This is a genomic window from Pandoraea sp. (assembly GCF_004297875.1).
Classification (GTDB): Bacteria; Pseudomonadota; Gammaproteobacteria; order Burkholderiales; family Burkholderiaceae; genus Pandoraea.
This window is the reverse complement of record NZ_SCSK01000027.1, coordinates 1-15,886: the sequence shown is the minus strand read 5'-3', so window position 1 is coordinate 15,886 and position 15,886 is coordinate 1. Positions and strand designations below refer to the sequence as shown.

The 15,886-nt window shown below is 61.8% G+C and carries 15 protein-coding genes and 1 tRNA gene; 8 read left to right on the top strand and 8 right to left on the bottom strand.

The features are described from left to right. Window positions 1–146: 146 nt before the first annotated feature. From EPN80_RS07675 to EPN80_RS07655, 5 genes are all read left to right on the top strand, one after another. Window positions 147–1,805, top strand: coding sequence for an MFS transporter (locus tag EPN80_RS07675; RefSeq protein ID WP_293025470.1), 1,659 nt, complete (start codon window positions 147–149; stop codon window positions 1,803–1,805). A 99-nt stretch (window positions 1,806–1,904) separates the two neighbouring features. Continuing rightward, a tRNA-Met gene (locus EPN80_RS07670) sits at window positions 1,905–1,981 on the top strand. A 325-nt stretch (window positions 1,982–2,306) separates the two neighbouring features. Further along, a complete protein-coding gene (locus EPN80_RS07665; protein ID WP_293025468.1) occupies window positions 2,307–2,711 on the top strand; it encodes a DUF2946 domain-containing protein in 405 nt (134 codons plus the stop codon). A 156-nt stretch (window positions 2,712–2,867) separates the two neighbouring features. Next, a complete protein-coding gene (locus EPN80_RS07660) occupies window positions 2,868–3,248 on the top strand; it encodes a copper resistance protein CopC (RefSeq protein ID WP_293025466.1) in 381 nt (126 codons plus the stop codon). Window position 3,249: 1 nt separating this feature from the next. Continuing rightward, the gene (locus EPN80_RS07655; RefSeq protein ID WP_293025464.1) at window positions 3,250–4,137 is read left to right on the top strand and encodes a CopD family protein; all 888 of its coding nucleotides are present in this window, start codon (window positions 3,250–3,252) and stop codon (window positions 4,135–4,137) included. A gap of 20 nt (window positions 4,138–4,157) precedes the next feature. On the opposite strand, the gene EPN80_RS07650 is transcribed toward EPN80_RS07655, so the two are convergent. Both EPN80_RS07650 and kbl read right to left on the bottom strand, forming a co-directional pair. After that, window positions 4,158–5,123: an NAD-dependent epimerase/dehydratase family protein gene (locus EPN80_RS07650; protein ID WP_293025462.1), complete on the bottom strand. Its 966-nt coding sequence runs from the start codon at window positions 5,121–5,123 to the stop codon at window positions 4,158–4,160. A 12-nt stretch (window positions 5,124–5,135) separates the two neighbouring features. Then, the gene (gene kbl / locus EPN80_RS07645; RefSeq protein WP_293025460.1) at window positions 5,136–6,338 is read right to left on the bottom strand and encodes a glycine C-acetyltransferase; all 1,203 of its coding nucleotides are present in this window, start codon (window positions 6,336–6,338) and stop codon (window positions 5,136–5,138) included. Between the two features lie 156 nt (window positions 6,339–6,494). Here kbl and EPN80_RS07640 point away from each other — a divergent pair, with 156 nt between their 5' ends. Next, window positions 6,495–7,079 (top strand): XRE family transcriptional regulator, encoded by a 585-nt coding sequence (locus EPN80_RS07640; RefSeq protein WP_293025458.1) that lies wholly within the window; start codon window positions 6,495–6,497, stop codon window positions 7,077–7,079. 29 nt (window positions 7,080–7,108) lie between these two features. Here EPN80_RS07640 and EPN80_RS07635 read toward each other — a convergent pair whose 3' ends face one another. Next, window positions 7,109–7,771 (bottom strand): TetR/AcrR family transcriptional regulator, encoded by a 663-nt coding sequence (locus EPN80_RS07635; protein ID WP_083566812.1) that lies wholly within the window; start codon window positions 7,769–7,771, stop codon window positions 7,109–7,111. Between the two features lie 129 nt (window positions 7,772–7,900). Here EPN80_RS07635 and EPN80_RS07630 point away from each other — a divergent pair, with 129 nt between their 5' ends. Then, a complete protein-coding gene (locus tag EPN80_RS07630) occupies window positions 7,901–9,181 on the top strand; it encodes an MFS transporter (RefSeq protein WP_293025453.1) in 1,281 nt (426 codons plus the stop codon). 36 nt (window positions 9,182–9,217) lie between these two features. Continuing rightward, on the top strand, window positions 9,218–10,330 hold the full coding sequence (locus EPN80_RS07625) for an alkene reductase (RefSeq protein WP_293025451.1): 1,113 nt from the start codon (window positions 9,218–9,220) through the stop codon (window positions 10,328–10,330). Between the two features lie 97 nt (window positions 10,331–10,427). Here EPN80_RS07625 and EPN80_RS07620 read toward each other — a convergent pair whose 3' ends face one another. From EPN80_RS07620 to EPN80_RS07600, 5 genes are read right to left on the bottom strand one after another with little or no spacing between them, the layout of a single operon-like run. Further along, on the bottom strand, window positions 10,428–11,690 hold the full coding sequence (locus EPN80_RS07620; protein WP_293025449.1) for a mechanosensitive ion channel family protein: 1,263 nt from the start codon (window positions 11,688–11,690) through the stop codon (window positions 10,428–10,430). Window positions 11,691–11,747: 57 nt separating this feature from the next. Next, complete coding sequence (locus EPN80_RS07615) at window positions 11,748–12,920, bottom strand: ABC transporter ATP-binding protein (RefSeq protein ID WP_047214950.1); 1,173 nt, start codon at window positions 12,918–12,920, stop codon at window positions 11,748–11,750. A 2-nt stretch (window positions 12,921–12,922) separates the two neighbouring features. After that, the gene (locus EPN80_RS07610) at window positions 12,923–13,570 is read right to left on the bottom strand and encodes an ABC transporter permease (RefSeq protein ID WP_047214951.1); all 648 of its coding nucleotides are present in this window, start codon (window positions 13,568–13,570) and stop codon (window positions 12,923–12,925) included. 40 nt (window positions 13,571–13,610) lie between these two features. Next, window positions 13,611–14,513 (bottom strand): glycine betaine ABC transporter substrate-binding protein, encoded by a 903-nt coding sequence (locus tag EPN80_RS07605; RefSeq protein WP_047214952.1) that lies wholly within the window; start codon window positions 14,511–14,513, stop codon window positions 13,611–13,613. A 56-nt stretch (window positions 14,514–14,569) separates the two neighbouring features. Next, complete coding sequence (locus EPN80_RS07600; protein ID WP_293025445.1) at window positions 14,570–15,292, bottom strand: ABC transporter permease; 723 nt, start codon at window positions 15,290–15,292, stop codon at window positions 14,570–14,572. Window positions 15,293–15,886 lie beyond the last annotated feature (594 nt).

Here is a 15,886-nt window from a genome sequence, read left to right as displayed (position 1 = left end):
GCACCCCCAGTACTTTTCGTCTTTGGCGCATCGTCAGTTTTGCGTCAGTTTCACGTCAGCGCCCGGTAAGGTTGCCAGCCAATAATCGACGGGACGGCTTGATCGTCGATTCATATCCATAAATAAATATATCTGGAGACAACCTCATGGCAACCGCCACCCTTGCCGCTGCCCGCGCGCCGATGACACGCGAGGAACGCAAAGTCATTTTCGCCTCGTCGCTCGGCACCGTGTTCGAATGGTACGACTTCTATCTCGCCGGCTCGCTGGCCGCGTATATCAGCAAGCATTTCTTCTCGGGGATCAATCCGACGGCGGCTTTCATTTTCACGCTGCTGTCGTTCGCCGCCGGCTTCGCGGTGCGGCCATTCGGCGCGCTCGTGTTCGGCCGCCTGGGCGATCTGGTCGGCCGCAAATATACGTTCCTGGTCACCATCACGCTGATGGGCCTCTCGACGCTGGTGGTCGGCCTGTTGCCCGGCTATGCGTCATGGGGCATTGCCGCCCCGGTCATTTTCATCGGCATGCGCCTGCTGCAGGGCCTGGCGCTCGGCGGCGAATATGGCGGCGCCGCCACTTACGTCGCCGAGCACGCCCCGGCGGGTCGCCGCGGCGCCTACACCGCGTGGATTCAAACCACCGCGACGCTCGGCCTGTTTCTCTCCCTGCTGGTCATCCTCGGCACCCGCACCGTGCTCGGCGAGGATGCGTTCGGCGCCTGGGGCTGGCGCGTGCCGTTCGTGCTGTCGATCGTGCTGCTGGCCGTCTCGCTCTGGATCCGCTTGCAATTGAACGAATCGCCTGCCTTCAAGCGCATGAAGGAGGAAGGCAAGACCTCCAAGGCGCCGTTGACCGAATCGTTCGGCCAATGGAAAAACCTGAAAATCGTCATCCTCGCGCTGATCGGCCTGACCGCCGGACAAGCCGTGGTGTGGTACACGGGGCAGTTCTACGCGCTCTTTTTCATGACGCAAACGCTCAAGGTCGACGGCAATACCGCCAACATCCTGATCGCGCTGGGGTTGCTCATCGGCACGCCGTTTTTCATTGTGTTCGGCGCACTGTCGGATCGTATCGGGCGCAAGCCGATCATCATGACCGGCTGCCTGATCGCCGCGCTCACCTACTTTCCGCTCTTCAAGGCGCTCACCCATTACGCCAATCCGGCGCTGGAAGCGGCGTTGGCGCGCGCGCCGATCACCGTGATCGCCGATCCCGGCGAATGCTCGTTCCAGTTCAATCCGGTCGGCACTTCCAAATTCACCAGTTCCTGCGATATCGCCAAGAGCACCCTCGCCAAAGCCGGGCTGAACTACAGCAACGAGGCCGCGCCGGCCGGCAGCATTGCGCAGGTGAAGATCGGCGACAAGATCATCACCGCGTATAACGGCAAGGACGCCGACGCCAAAGCCAAGGCGAAAGAGTTCGACCAGGCGATGACCTCGACGCTGAAAGCGGATGGCTATCCGCCCAAAGCCGACCCGGCCCAGATGAACAAGCCGATGATCGTCGCGATCCTGGCCATCCTGGTGATTTTCGTGACGATGGTCTACGGCCCGATCGCCGCGATGCTGGTCGAGATGTTCCCCACCCGCATCCGCTATACGTCGATGTCGCTGCCCTACCACATCGGCAACGGCTGGTTCGGCGGCTTTCTGCCCGCCACCGCGTTTGCCATCGTCGCGGCGCGCGGCGACATCTATTCCGGGCTGTGGTACCCGATCATCATTGCGCTGGTCACCTTCGTGATCGGAACGCTGTTCATCAAGGAAACCAAAAACACCGATATCTACGCCCAGGATTAGCGCGCAAGCCCGGGAGAATCGCCCGGGCAAAGCCGGCCTGAGAAAGCCGCATTTGGTTGTTGACTTTGCCAGGCCGCCTTCTTATAATCGCCCGTCTACGGCGAATTAGCTCAGTTGGTTAGAGCGACGGAATCATAATCCGCAGGTCCGGGGTTCGAGTCCCTGATTCGCCACCAAATCTCGAAGGGGTTCACAGCGATGTGAACCCCTTTCGTTTTTTGCGCCCGGATTGGCCATGCCAGACGCGCGGTCGGCGACGTCCCGCCGCTCTGACATTCCCCATTCTCTCGCTGCGGCAATCCGCCGCAGATTACAAAAAATCGCCGCTCTCCGATGCCAGGCAAGGCGCGCAGCATCGGTGCGTTGCGCCTGAATGTGGCCGCATCCGCTCATCTGGCGGCATTGCCCGGCTTGGCGCAACCCACCGTCATACCGTCCTGACGAGCAAAAACCGCGTGCTATGATCGCGCCGGATCGTTCGTTATTGACACGCACTGGCCGATGCTCAGCCGTTTTCACCGCAAGCTTGGAGTCGTATTGGGATTGTTTTCAATCCTGATGGCGATGCTCGCCCCGGAGATTTCGCACGTGCTCGCCGCGAACCGCGCATCGAGCGCGCTCACGGAAATCCTGGCAAGCGCGTCGTGCTCGGCGCAGTCCGCCCCCAGAAAAGCCGGCGAGAGCGGGCACGGCAAGCGCGTGCCCGGGGCCGGCCTGGCGGACTGCCAAGTATGTGGCTACTGTAACCTGCTGGCCCACTTGCCGGCATTGCCGCTTGCCCGCCCGGTTGCGTTTGCCGCCACGGTCTGGACGTTGCAGATTGTCAACGCCAAACGTCTCGACGGGGCCGAGCGCACACCCCGTCACGCCCACGCTCAACCGCGCGCGCCGCCGTTTTTTTCCTGATCCGAAATGCCGCCGCGTATCGCGGCACACCACACGCTTCGCGTCCCGACGTGCCAACGTGCACGGCGCAGGCGCGCGGTGATACCCATATTTCCTTGACGATGCGGCGCCGACGATGATCGGCCGGTCGCACTTTTTGTCACTCAGGAGTTCATCATGAATCAACTCAATTACCGCTGGTACCGTTGCCTGGCGCCGCTGGCCGCCTTCATTGCCACTGTTGCATTTACCGGCAGCGCCTTTGCCCACGCCATGCCGCAGAAGGAAGTCCCCGCGCCGAACGCGACCGTGGCCGCCCCCCAGCAAGTCAGCATCACCTTCGACGATCCGCTGGAACCCGCTTTCAGCACGCTCACCGTGACCAATGCCAAGGGGCAACCAGTGACCAAGAACAAGTCACAGGTAGCCGCCCACAACCACAAGCTCATGACGCTCGCGCTACCGGCGCTGTCGCCGGGACGCTACACGGCCCATTGGGCGGCCGTAGCATTGGACGGCCACCGAACGCATGGCGAATATTCGTTCAGCGTGAAGTAACGTGCTGCACGATATGACACTGCTGGGCTGCGCGCAAATCGCGCTCGCTGCGGGTGCCGATCTCGCGTTCGCGCTGGCCGTGGGCGCCGTCGTGCTCGGTCTGGGCGGCCCGGCGCGATGGCGCGTGAGCGCGGCGGCGTCGCTTGCGTGGCTGGTGCTGCAAGCAATTTATTTGCCGCTGCAGACCAGCGCAATGTCGGGCTTGCCCTTAAGCTCGGCGCTCGCCGAGATGCCAGTGGTGCTCAGCGCCTCGCACTACGGCGCGATGTGGCTCATTGGCGTGGCTGCCGGCCTGGCGGCATGGATCGTCTCATCGATGGCGGCTCGCAACCGGCTTGCCGATGCGATCGCGAACTTATTGGTCGTGATGGCGTTGACAGCGATGGCATATGCTCACGCCGGCACCTCGCACGCAGCAGACGGTGGCAACTTCTCTGCCGCCGAACTGGTGCAAACCGTGCACTTGCTGGCGATCAGCGTGTGGGTGGGCGTGGTGGTCGTTGCGGCCTGGCCGCTGCGTCGCGCATTCGCCGCCACGCCCGACCGCGCGGCTGGCGATACGTCGCGCCTGTCGCATCTGGCAACGCTGGCGTTTCCGGTCGCGCTCGGCACCGGCATCGCCAATGCTTACTGGGGACTCGGCGGCTCGCTCGCCTCGTTGACCAGCGGGTTATGGGGTTGGCTGTTATGCGTCAAAGTGATCGCGGTAGTTGGCATCCTGATGATCGCCGCACTCAACAGGCTGCGCTACCTGCAGCACGTGCGGCGCGGCGACCCCGATGCGCTGACGGTATTCAGGCGGCTGCTGGGCATCGAGGCATGGCTGATGATCGGCGTGATGGTCATCGCCGCCGCACTCGGACATACGATGCCGGCCACCGTGGCCTGATGCGTGCGGCGGCAGCGGCGTCACGCCGCGTGATCGAGCGCTTCGCCGCGCCAGGTCAATGGCACGTTGGCCAGCATGTCGTCGACCATCGCCTCGAGATCGAAGGCGGGCCGCCAGCCCCAGTCGTAGCGAGCGTAGGTATCGTCCAGCGTATGCGGCCATGTGTCGGCGATGGCCTGGCGAAAATCCGGCGCATAGGTGATGGCAAACCCCGGCACGCGGCGGCCGATCGCCTCGGCCAGTGTCGCCGGGTCGAAGCTCATGCCGGCGACGTTGTAGGCCGAGCGCACCCGGATCGCCGCCGCGTCGGTCGCCATCAGTTCCAGCGTGGCCCGCACCGCGTCGGGCATGTACATCATCGGCAGCACGGTGTCAGGCTTGAGAAAACAGGTGTAGGCGCCGTCGCGCTTGGCCGCCTGAAAGATGTCGATCGCGTAATCGGTGGTGCCGCCGCCGGGCGGCGTCTTGTAGCTGATCACGCCCGGATAGCGCACGCTGCGCACATCCACGCCGAACTTATGAAAATAGTATTCGCATAGCCGCTCGCCCGCCTGCTTGCTGATGCCGTAGATGGTCGTCGGGTCCATCACTGCCAACTGAGGGGTCTCGAGCGCCGGGCTGTGCGGGCCGAAGGCCGCGATCGACGACGGCCAGAACACCCGCAGGCGCGGCCTCTCCCGCGCCAGCTCGAGCACATTGAGCAGGCCGTTCATATTGAGCGTCCAGGCCTGGATCGGCCGAGCCTCGCCGGTCGCCGAGAGCAGCGCCGCCAGGTGATAGACCTGCGTGATGTGGTGGCGCTCGACCAGTGCGCCCAGGCGCTGCCGATCCAGCACATCGAGCGGCTCGTAACACACGGGGTGTTGCGGCCCGTGGGCGGCGATATCCGAGGCAATCACATTGCCCGCGCCGAACGTGCCGGCCAATGCCGCGACCAATTCGCTGCCGATCTGGCCATTGGCGCCGATCACCAATATACGTTCCATCTGTCGCCCCTTTTATTTGAGAATGCCCAGCTCGCTGCCCGCCTGCTCGAACGCGGCCAAGGCCTGTGTCAGATCGTCCCGGCTATGCGCGGCGGACATTTGCACGCGCACGCGCGCCTGCCCCAGCGGCACGACGGGATAGAAAAACCCCGTGGCCAGCACGCCGAGTTCATAAAGCCGCTGCGCAAACCGCTGTGCCAGCGGCGCTTCGAACAGCATGACCGGCACGATCGGATGCATGCCCGGCTTGATGGTGAAGCCGAGTTTTTGAATCGCATCGCGAAAGAACGCCGTGTTGGCGTGCAGGCGATCGCGCAGCTCCGATGATTGCGTCAATTGATCGAGCACGGCCAGCGAAGTGCCGACGATGGCCGGCGCCAGGCTATTGGAAAAGAGATACGGGCGGGAGCGCTGGCGCAGCGTTTCGATCAGCTCCCTGCGCCCCGCCGTGAAACCGCCCATAGCGCCGCCCAGCGCCTTGCCGAGCGTGCCGGTAATAATATCGACGCGCCCCATCACATGATGGTGCTCGTGGGTGCCTCGGCCCGTATCGCCCATGAATCCGGTGGCATGACACTCGTCGATCATCACCAACGCGCCATGCTGCTCGGCCAGGGCGCAAATTTTGTCGAGCTGCGCCACCGTGCCGTCCATCGAGAACACGCCATCGGTGACAATCAGCTTGAAACGGTGCGAATCCGCCGCCGCGAGTTGCCGCGCCAGATCGTCCATGTCGTTGTGCTTGTAGCGATAGCGATTGGCCTTGCACAAACGAATGCCGTCGATGATCGACGCGTGATTGAGCTCGTCCGAGATAATTGCATCGTCGGCGTCGAACAGCGGTTCGAACACGCCGCCATTGGCGTCGAATGCCGCGGCATACAGAATCGCATCCTCGGTGCCGAGAAACTCGGCCAGCCGCTTCTCGAGCGCCTTGTGCGGCCCCTGCGTGCCGCAGATGAAACGCACCGACGACAAACCGAAGCCGTAATCCTTCAGGGCTTGAATGCCCGCCTGCACCAGCGTCTCGCTGCCCGACAAGCCCAGATAGTTATTGGCGCACAGATTGATGCGCGTGACGCCGTCATCGCACAGAACCCGGGGTCCCTGGCGTGACATCAGCACGCGCTCCTGCTTGAACAGCCCCTGCGCGCGCGCTTCGTCCAGCCGCTCGTCCAGATGGCGATAGAAATGCTGTGGATCGTTTTTGCTCATGGATCTGGCTCGCTTGATTGTGCCGCCGGCCCGGCGCCGGCAACCGCGCTTCCGCGCGGCGGCTCTGCTACCATGCAGGCATTCATCTTAATGAATAAATTCTTTATATTGAATAATTTCCAATATATTGAAATATTCTAGTATTCAGGAAATTCGATGGCAAGCGAAATCACTTCGTCCCATGCAACGCCGCCCTGTCTGGGGGAGATCATCCAGCAACTGCGCAAGGAGCGCGGGATGACGCTGGAGACGCTGTCGCGCGCGTCGGGGGTATCCAAATCGATGCTCTCGCAAATCGAGCGCGACATGGCCAACCCCACCATCGCGGTGGCCTGGCGCCTGGCCAATGCGCTTGGGTTACGGCTCGATCAGTTGCTGGGCGGCGCGCCGCAAAATGAGCCGGCGCTGATCAAGACGATCGGCAAGCATGAGACGCCGACGCTGGCGGGTCCCGATCATGGCTACACGCTGAAGATTCTCGGGCCGATGGACCTGGCCGGGAAATTCGAATGGTATGAACTGCTGCTGCAGCCCGGCGGGGCGCTGGTGTCGGACCCGCACGATCCGGGCACGCGCGAGCACTTCACGGTGCTGGAGGGAGCGGTCGACATCGAGGTCGACCAGGCTGCGCAAAAAATGAAGGCCGGCGAGACGGCACGCTATCCGGCGGATCACGCTCACGCGATCCGCAATGCCGGCAAAGGCGCGGCGCGCGGCATCCTCGTTGTGATTCACGGATAACCCCGCGGCCAGAGCCCTGGCTGGAAATCTCAGCCGGCGACGGCTGGCGCGCTGGACGCGATCGCCGCGTCGATCAACTGGGCCGCCACAGTCGGCAGAGTCGCCAGCGGGCTGTTGCCGGCACCGAAGGTCTGACTCGCCGCATAAGCGCCCTCGAGCAGCAGCGCGAGCGTGTTGACCAGCGAGGTCGGGTCAGACACCGGCAGGGCCTCCACCAGCGCGGTAAGCCGCGAGACGAGCGCGGCCTTGTTGGCCGCCACCAGTTTTCGCGCCGGATGATCGCGTTCCGGAAACTCAGCCGCCACGTTGATGAACGGGCAGCCGCGATAATCGGGGGAACTGGCGCGTTGCGCCAAGTCGATGAAAATCTGCTCGAGTTGCCGCCGCGGCTCGCCCGGACGGCATGCGATGCTCTGGTCCAGGCGCGCCAGGCAGGCCTCGTCCTGGCGCTTGAGGTAAGCCAAGATCAGTTCGTCTTTCGAGGCGAATTGTCGATAAAGGCACATCTTGTTGACGCCGGCTCGCTTGACCACCGCGTCGACCCCCACCGCATGAATTCCTTCGCGCTGAAACAGCTCCATCGCCGCCTCGAGCAGATGCGCTTGCGCCTGATCGCCGGGCACGACCGTCCTGGCCGCCTTGGTGCGAGCGGGTCTGGATTCTTTCTTCGGGGTGGCCGGCTTGGCTGGCATCGGTATGCATCTCCTGCTTTCGCTTGACATGTTACCGATCGGTTCATATGATTGCAAGCTCAATGTGACCGATCAGTAACACCGTCGCTGTGTCGCGTATTGCAATTCATCGAGTCCAAGGAATCCATCATGAAAGCGTTGGCCAACTGGAGTGCCGGGCGCATCCACTACGCGTGGATTGTCGTGGCCATCGTGTTTCTGGTGTTGCTGTCAACCGCCGGCATTCGTGCGACGCCCAGCGTCATGATGGTGCCGCTCGAGCACGAATTCGGCTGGAGCCGCGCGACGATTTCGCTCGCCATCTCGGTGAACCTGGCGCTGTACGGCCTGACCGGTCCTTTCGCGGCCGCCGCGATGCAGCGCTTCGGCGTGCGTCCGACGATCGTCGGCGCACTCGCCGTGCTGGCATTCGGGACCGCTCTGAGCGCGCGCATGAGCGCACCCTGGCAAATGGTGCTGCTGTGGGGTGTGCTGGTCGGCGGCGGCACCGGCGTCGCCGCGCTCACGCTCTCCGCGACGATCGTCAACCGCTGGTTCAGCACCCATCGCGGGCTCGCCATGGGTTTGCTCACCGCCAGCTCGGCCACCGGTCAATTGGTATTCCTGCCGATGATGGCAGCAATCATCGAGCATCACGGCTGGCGACCCGTGGTCCTGATGGTAGCCGCCATATGCGCGGCGGTACTGCCGCTGGTTGCCATTTTCCTGCCGGAGCGGCCGGCTGCGGTGGCACAGCGCCCCTATGGCGCCACGCACGACGACACCGCTGCGGCAAGCCCTGGCAATCCGCTGACGAACGCCTTTCGCACGCTCTTTCATGCCGCTCGCAAGCGCGATTTCTGGCTACTCTTCTTCAGTTTTTTCATTTGCGGCGCCAGCACCAATGGTTACATCGGCACGCATTTCATCGCCATGTGCGGCGACCACGGCCTGTCGGAAGTGCGCGGAGCCAGCATTCTCGCCACCATGGGCATACTGGACCTGTTCGGCACGACGATGTCGGGCTGGCTCTCGGACCGTTTCAACAGCCGCGTCCTGCTGTTTTGGTATTACGGCTTGCGCGGCTTGTCGCTGATTTACCTGCCGTATGCTTTCGGCCTCGATTTTTTCGGCCTGCCGGTGTTTGCCCTCTTCTATGGGCTTGACTGGATCGCCACGGTGCCGCCGACGGTGCGGCTGACGACCGACGTGTTCGGCAAAGCGGCGGCACCGGTAGTTTTCGGCTGGATTGTCGCTGGCCACCAGCTGGGCGCGGCGACTGCCGCGCTTGTGGCCGGCATTTTACGGGCGAGCCTGGGCACCTACACGCTTGCCTCGATGCTCGCCGGCGGCGTCTGCCTGGTGGGCGCGCTGTTGGTGTTGCGCATCAACCGGGGCCAACCGCAAACGAATTCAACTTCGCTCGCCTGATATGCAAGGCGATCCCATCCAAGAGGAACTATTGCAATGAACCAAGCCAATCCGCAAAATCCCGAGACCGATCTTTTCGATCCGGTGCAACTCGGCCCGATCACCTTGCGCAATCGCATCGTCATGGCGCCGCTCACCCGCAGCCGCGTCGGACAGGGCGACGCGCCCGGCCCCATGAACGCCCAGTATTATGCGCAGCGCGCCTCCGCCGGGTTGATCGTGAGCGAAGCCACCAATATCTCTCAGCAGGGCAAGGGCTACGCATTTACCCCTGGGATCTACACCGAGGCGCAAGTCGCCGGCTGGCGTCTGGTGACCGACGCCATACACGCCAAGGGCGGTCGCATTTTCTGCCAGTTGTGGCACGTCGGGCGCATTTCGCATCCGTCGCTGCAGGCGGACAACGCGCTGCCGGTGGCCCCGTCGGCCGTGACGCCGAATGGCAAGGCTTTCACCGAGACCGGGTTCCAGCCGCACGTGACACCTCGCGCGCTCGAGACAGCGGAGATTCCGGGCATCGTCGCGCAATATCGCCATGCGGCAGAGTGCGCCAAGCGCGCCGGCTTCGACGGTGTGGAAATCCACGCGGCCAATGGCTATTTGCTCGATCAATTCCTGCGCGACAAAACCAATCTGCGCACCGACGCCTACGGCGGCAGCATCGAGAACCGTGCCCGCCTGGTGTTGGAGGTCACGCAAGCGGTCGTCGATGTATGGGGCGCCGAGCGCGTGGGCATTCGCATTTCGCCGGTCAGCCCGGCCAACGATATCGCCGATAGCAATCCCGAGCCGCTGTTCACCTATTTGGTAGAACAACTGAATCGCTTCAACCTGGTTTATCTGCACGTCGTCGAAGGAGCTACCGGCGGTCCCCGCACGGTCGAAGGCGGCTTCGACTTGCAAAAGCTGCGTCGCATTTTCAACGGCATTTACATGGCCAACAACGGCTACGACCTGCCGCTGGCCGTGCAGGCGCGTACCACCAACGCGGCGGATCTGATCGCTTTCGGTCGGCCGTTCATTTCGAATCCGGATCTTGTCGAACGCCTGAAAACCGGCGGCCCGCTCAACCCGCTCGATAAAAGCACGCTCTACGGCGGCGACGCGCGCGGCTACATCGACTATCCATCGCTCGCCGAAGCGGCCTGATAGCACGGCAATCCGCATCTTTGGCCAGTGAAAAGGGCTTTCGCACGTGGTGTGCGAAAGCCCTGTTTTTTTGCGCGCCCGACCTTGGCCGGCCCGCTCAGGCAGCCCGCGCCGACACCGACGAATTCGCCTCGCCTTGCATCCAGGTCAGGCGCATGTCGGCGCCCCCCAGATTCTGATACAGGCGCAAGCCGAATTCGGGCAGGATCGCCAGGAGGTGATCGAAGATGTCGCCCTGAATACGCTCGTAGTCGCCCCAGATGATGGTGCGCGTGAAACAATAAATTTCGATCGGGATGCCGTTGGCGTCGGGCTCGAGGGATCGCACCATGCAGGTCATCTCCTGGTGCACGTCCGGGTGGGCCTGCAGGTAGGCGCTCATGTAAGCCCTGAATGTCCCGATGTTGGTCAGACGTCGACGGTTCGCGGCGAATTGCGCGCTATCGCCCAGGCTGCGATTGGCGGCCTCGAGCTCTTCGCGCTTTTTCTCGAGATAAGGCGTGAGCAAACGCAGCGCCGCCAGCCGCGCGACGGCGGCCTCGTCAAGAAAATGGACGCTGGCCGTATCGATTCGCAAGGTTCGCTTGATGCGGCGCCCACCGGCCAGCTGCATGCCGCGCCAATTGCGGAAGCTTTCGGAAATCAGGCGCCAGGTGGGAATCGTCGTGATGGTCTTGTCCCAGTTCTGCACTTTGACGGTATGCAGCGCAATATCGATGACATCGCCGTCGGCGCCGACCTGAGGCATTTCTATCCAGTCGCCCACGCGCAGCATATCGTTGGAGGTCAGCAGCACGCTCGCGACCAGCGACAGCAGTGTGTCCTTGAACACCAGCAGCAGCACCGCCGACATCGCACCCAGCCCGGACAGCAAAAGCCACGGCGAGCGATCGACCAGCGTCGCGATAATCGCGACGCCACCGAACACGAAGACGGCGATTTTGCCGAGTTGCACGTAGCCCTTGATCGAGCGCGTGCGGGCGTGAGGCGTTGCCGCGTAGGCAACTTGCAGGGCGCTCAGCGCAGCACTGAGCGCGAGCATGCCGAACAGCACGGCACCGGAGAGCGCAACGTTGCGAATGATCTGGTCGACGCGGGCCGGAACATCAGGCACGAGATCGATGCCGCCCTGGATAACGAGAAACGGCACCATCTGCGCCAGGCGCTGGAACACGCCGGCGTCGAGCATGGTGTCGTCCCATCGCCAGGAGGTGCGCAGTACGACCACCCGCATCGCGCGGAGCAACAACCGATGCGAAATCCAGTAAAGGAAATACGCCACCAGAACGAGTAACGTCAGACTGGAGCCCACACGGGCCAGCGGGTCGGCCCAAAAATGCTCAATGGCATTCAACCACATCCAGGCAACTCCGATGAACGTTGGTTTTAAGCTCGGGGGGATGAGTGGCGACGAATCTCACGCAGGGACTGCGCGGACCGGCACTGCCTGCGGTGTCAAAACACTCGACACCTCGCCGCGGGAGCGGCCGGAGCTCAAATAATCGGCGATTGAGTCCTGTGTGACCTCGCCAAGATATGCGCCCGCCACGTCGAGCACCGGCAACCACGCCAAATTGTGCTCGTACATACGTGAGAGCAGAATGCGCAAATTGTCGTCAGGCGCGGCAACGGCCTTGAACGGACGCACCCGCTCGGCACAGGTCCCTTGCGTGCCGCGCGCATCGCGCCGCGCCACGTACCCCAGCGTATGACCGCTTTGCTGGGTGACGACCAGATGGCGAGCGTCCAATTCGTCCATCATCGCATAGGCGTCCTGTAGCGGACGATTCGCATCGATAGTGGGCTGTCGCACAGCGGCATCCTCGGCACGCACCAACAGCAGCCGTTTGAGCGTTCGGTCATGGCCGACAAAGGTGGCAACGAAGTCGTTCGCCGGCTGTGCCAGCATTTTATCGGGGTGATCGTACTGAACCAGCTTGCCCTGGCGAAATATCGCCACGCGATCTCCGAGCTTGATCGCCTCGTCAATGTCGTGGCTGACCATGATGACGGTCTTCTTGAGCTGGCGCTGCATTTGGAAAAACTCATTCTGGATCGATTCCCGGTTGATCGGGTCGACCGCCCCGAACGGTTCGTCCATCAGCAGCACCGGCGGATCCGCGGCCAGCGCGCGAATTACGCCGATACGCTGTTGCTGCCCGCCCGACAGCTCGCGCGGGTAGCGGCCGAGGTATTGCTTCGGGTCGAGCGAAACCATCGCCATCAACTCGATCGCGCGCGCTCGGCAACGCTTGCGATCCCAGCCCAGCAAACGCGGCACGACGGTGATGTTTTCCTCGATCGTCATATTGGGAAACAGGCCGATCTGCTGAATCACATAGCCGATATGCCGGCGCAACTCGACGGCATTGATGCCAGTGGTGTCCTCTCCATTGAGAAACACCTTTCCGGAGGTTGGAGGAATCAGCCGATTGATCATTTTCAGCGAGGTAGTTTTCCCACAACCGGAAGGCCCAAGGAAAACGCAGATCTCGCCCTCCGGGACGGTCAAGCTGACGGAGTCGACCGCCGTGAATTGGGTGCCGTCCTTCTGGGAGAAGGTCTTGGTGAGTTGCTCGAGTCTGATCATGATTATCGAATTCCTTTGGGCGTAAGGGCGCGCTGCAGGCGATTGAGCAGCCAGTCAGCGACGATCGCCAACAGGCTGACCATCACCGCACCGACCACCAACTGGCGAATATCGCTCTGACTGATGCCGCGCAGAATCAGCACCCCCAGGCCGCCCGCGCCGACCACGGCGGCAATCGCCATGACGCCGATGTTCATCACGACCGCAGTGCGCACACCGCCCAGAATGACGGGCACGGCCAACGGCAAATCGACCAACCGCAGACGCTGCCAGAACGTCATGCCGATCCCGATGCCGGCCTCCTTGATGCTCGCGTCGATGTGCTGCAAGGCCAGACAGGTGTTGCGCATGATCGGCAGCAATGCATACAGAAATACGGCCGCTACCGCAGGCGCATAGCCGATGCCTTGCCCGATATGCGAGAGCACCGGGATCATCAGCCCGAAAAGTGCGATCGACGGAATCGTCAGCACGACGGTGGCCAATCCCAGCACGGCACCCGACAGCCACCGGTAGCGCGTGACCAGGATGCCCAACGGCACCCCGATCAATACGGCGCAGCCGACTGCCACACCCACCAGCATGGCGTGCTCAAGCGTCAGATGCAGAATGCGGTGCAGGTTGGCGAGCAGGTATGTCAGGATGTCCATGGGCAAGTCCGGCTCAAATCAAAGAGCGGTGTCGTGATACTCAAATCAGGCCTTGCGCGCGCAGGAAGTCTGCGGCCACTTTGTTCACCGGCTGCTTGTCGATGTCCACTTCAGCGTTGAGCTTCGTCATTACCTTGTCATCGAGCTTGGCCGACAGGGCGTTGAGCTGTTCGGCCAGCTTCGGATATTTCTTCAGCGTGGCCTCACGCACCACGGGCGTTGCCGCGTAGGCGGGGAAGAAATGCTTGTCGTCCTTCAACACTTTGAAGTCGAAGCCCTTGTTGCGGCCGTCGGTCGTGTAGACCAGCCCGATCTGAACCTGACCATCGCGCAGCGACGTGTAGACCAGGCCCGGATCCATCTGCCGGACATGCGAGCGCTTGAAACGGAAACCATAGAGCTTTTCCATCGGCCGCAGACCATCGGGACGACCGACGAATTCCATGTCCGAGGCGAATACATAATTCTTGACCTTGGGGTCGGTCTTGAGCTTCTTCACGAGATCGGACACCGAGTCGATGCCGTCCGCCTCGGCCACTTTGCGCTGCATTGCGAACGCGTAGGTATCGTTGAGATCGGCCGGGTTGAGCCAAATGAGCCCGCGTTTCGCGTCGAGCCGTTTGACCGTCTGGTAGGTCGCGTCGCGATCGAGCTTGGTTTTGATTTTGTCGTAGACGATCAGCGCCGTGCCGGTGTACTCCCACGCCACATCCAACTGTCCGTTGACCAAGGCCTGACGCATCACAACGCTGCCCAGACCATTCTTCAAATCGACTGAATACCCCTTGGCTTCCAGGTATTGAGACGTCATCGAGGAGAGCAGCAACTGCTCGGTGAAATTCTTGCCGCCCACGGTGATATCGGCCGCTGCGGCGTGAAGACTGAAAACGGCGGCGAACAGCGCCCCGAATGCGAGAGAGCAGCGTGTGAATAGTTTTTTCACTGTGAATTCCTTATGAAATGAACAACGACGGAAATCGTCCGGCTTGCATCGCGCAATCACCGCGATAGACCGCGACGCTCGAACATCAGTTGACTGCCGAAGGCCACCAGGCCATCGAGCACGATCGCCAGCAGTGCGGTGCCGCCGGCGCCCAACAGCAGTTGGCTCTGATCGTTGAGATAAATGCCGGGAAAAATAAGGGCGCCCAGGCTGGTGGCGCCGATCAGGAATGCGAGCGGCGCAGTGCCGACATTGATCACCAATGCGGTACGCACGCCGCCCATGATGACTGGCATCGCATTGGGAAGCTCGACCTTGAAAAGGGATTGGAGCGGAGTCATCCCCATGCCGCGGGCCGATTCACGCAGCGCGGGCGACACCTGCCGCAGTCCCTCGAAAGTGTTGCGCACGATCGGCAACAGCGACGCGAGCCACAACGCAAGTACCGCCGGGCGATCGCCGATGCCAAGCACCGCCATCGACAGCGCCAGTACGGCCAGCGACGGCAGCGTGTTGCCAACATTGAAAATTTGCATCACGCGTTCGGCCTGCTTGCTGAACAGGGGCCGGCTCAACACGATTCCCGCCGGAATACCGGTGAAGAGCGCGAGCACCATCGAGCGTCCGACCAGACTCAGGTGCGCGATGACGTAGTACTGGAGATCGTCCTGGTAGTCGGCAATGACGTCAAGGCCGATCCACCAGACCAGACCGGCTGCGAGCGCAGCGATCAGGACCACCCCGAGAATAAATTTTTGATAATGCTTCGCCACGTTCATGCTCCCTTTTGGGTCGGCAGCGATGCGCGAAACAATGCACATCGCGGTCAAGCATGACAACTTATAGCTGCCTTGCGCTGTAACGATCTGTTCCGAAGGCCTGACATAGGCTACGGAGACCGACTAGACGTCGTCGAAACGACATGAGAGACAAGCTTCGGCATCATGAATGCCTTGGCGTCTCGATACACCTTCATTGAAAAGGCGCGAATTTCTAAACCAGCAAATGGGAATCTGGCAGGTTTATGGGCTGCCCACCAAGCGGTGAGTACGCAGCAATTTTTTGTTTACCGAACGAATCGGCTTTTTTATTTTAAGCCAAAAGTGGATGGATAGTAAAGCACTTATAGTTTTACGAGATTTATTCGGAATACTATCTTATTTTTTCTTGTGCAAAATTACATAAGGTAGCGAGGGTAACATTTACCTATTTTAATAAATTCTGCGGCTCTCAAGCTGGCACGCCGTCAAAGACCTAGCAGGCTGTTGAAAAGCGCCTCGTCACGAAGAGCGAAGCAATGTTCAGGAGTGTTTTGCGTGCGATTTTCCGCTGAAATCCAGATGCGCCGACCAGCCCGCGCAGGCAGTTTGCCC

Excerpts from the sequence above, each read along its gene's own strand:
- EPN80_RS07675 (WP_293025470.1), top strand. The coding sequence starts at position 147 with ATGGCAACCGCCACCCTTGCCGCTGCCCGCGCGCCGATGACACGCGAG.
- EPN80_RS07665 (WP_293025468.1), top strand. The coding sequence starts at position 2,307 with ATGCTCAGCCGTTTTCACCGCAAGCTTGGAGTCGTATTGGGATTGTTT.
- EPN80_RS07660 (WP_293025466.1), top strand. The coding sequence starts at position 2,868 with ATGAATCAACTCAATTACCGCTGGTACCGTTGCCTGGCGCCGCTGGCC.
- EPN80_RS07650 (WP_293025462.1), bottom strand. The coding sequence starts at position 5,123 with ATGGAACGTATATTGGTGATCGGCGCCAATGGCCAGATCGGCAGCGAA.
- kbl (WP_293025460.1), bottom strand. The coding sequence starts at position 6,338 with ATGAGCAAAAACGATCCACAGCATTTCTATCGCCATCTGGACGAGCGG.
- EPN80_RS07640 (WP_293025458.1), top strand. The coding sequence starts at position 6,495 with ATGGCAAGCGAAATCACTTCGTCCCATGCAACGCCGCCCTGTCTGGGG.
- EPN80_RS07635 (WP_083566812.1), bottom strand. The coding sequence starts at position 7,771 with ATGCCAGCCAAGCCGGCCACCCCGAAGAAAGAATCCAGACCCGCTCGC.
- EPN80_RS07630 (WP_293025453.1), top strand. The coding sequence starts at position 7,901 with ATGAAAGCGTTGGCCAACTGGAGTGCCGGGCGCATCCACTACGCGTGG.
- EPN80_RS07625 (WP_293025451.1), top strand. The coding sequence starts at position 9,218 with ATGAACCAAGCCAATCCGCAAAATCCCGAGACCGATCTTTTCGATCCG.
- EPN80_RS07620 (WP_293025449.1), bottom strand. The coding sequence starts at position 11,690 with ATGTGGTTGAATGCCATTGAGCATTTTTGGGCCGACCCGCTGGCCCGT.
- EPN80_RS07615 (WP_047214950.1), bottom strand. The coding sequence starts at position 12,920 with ATGATCAGACTCGAGCAACTCACCAAGACCTTCTCCCAGAAGGACGGC.
- EPN80_RS07610 (WP_047214951.1), bottom strand. The coding sequence starts at position 13,570 with ATGGACATCCTGACATACCTGCTCGCCAACCTGCACCGCATTCTGCAT.
- EPN80_RS07600 (WP_293025445.1), bottom strand. The coding sequence starts at position 15,292 with ATGAACGTGGCGAAGCATTATCAAAAATTTATTCTCGGGGTGGTCCTG.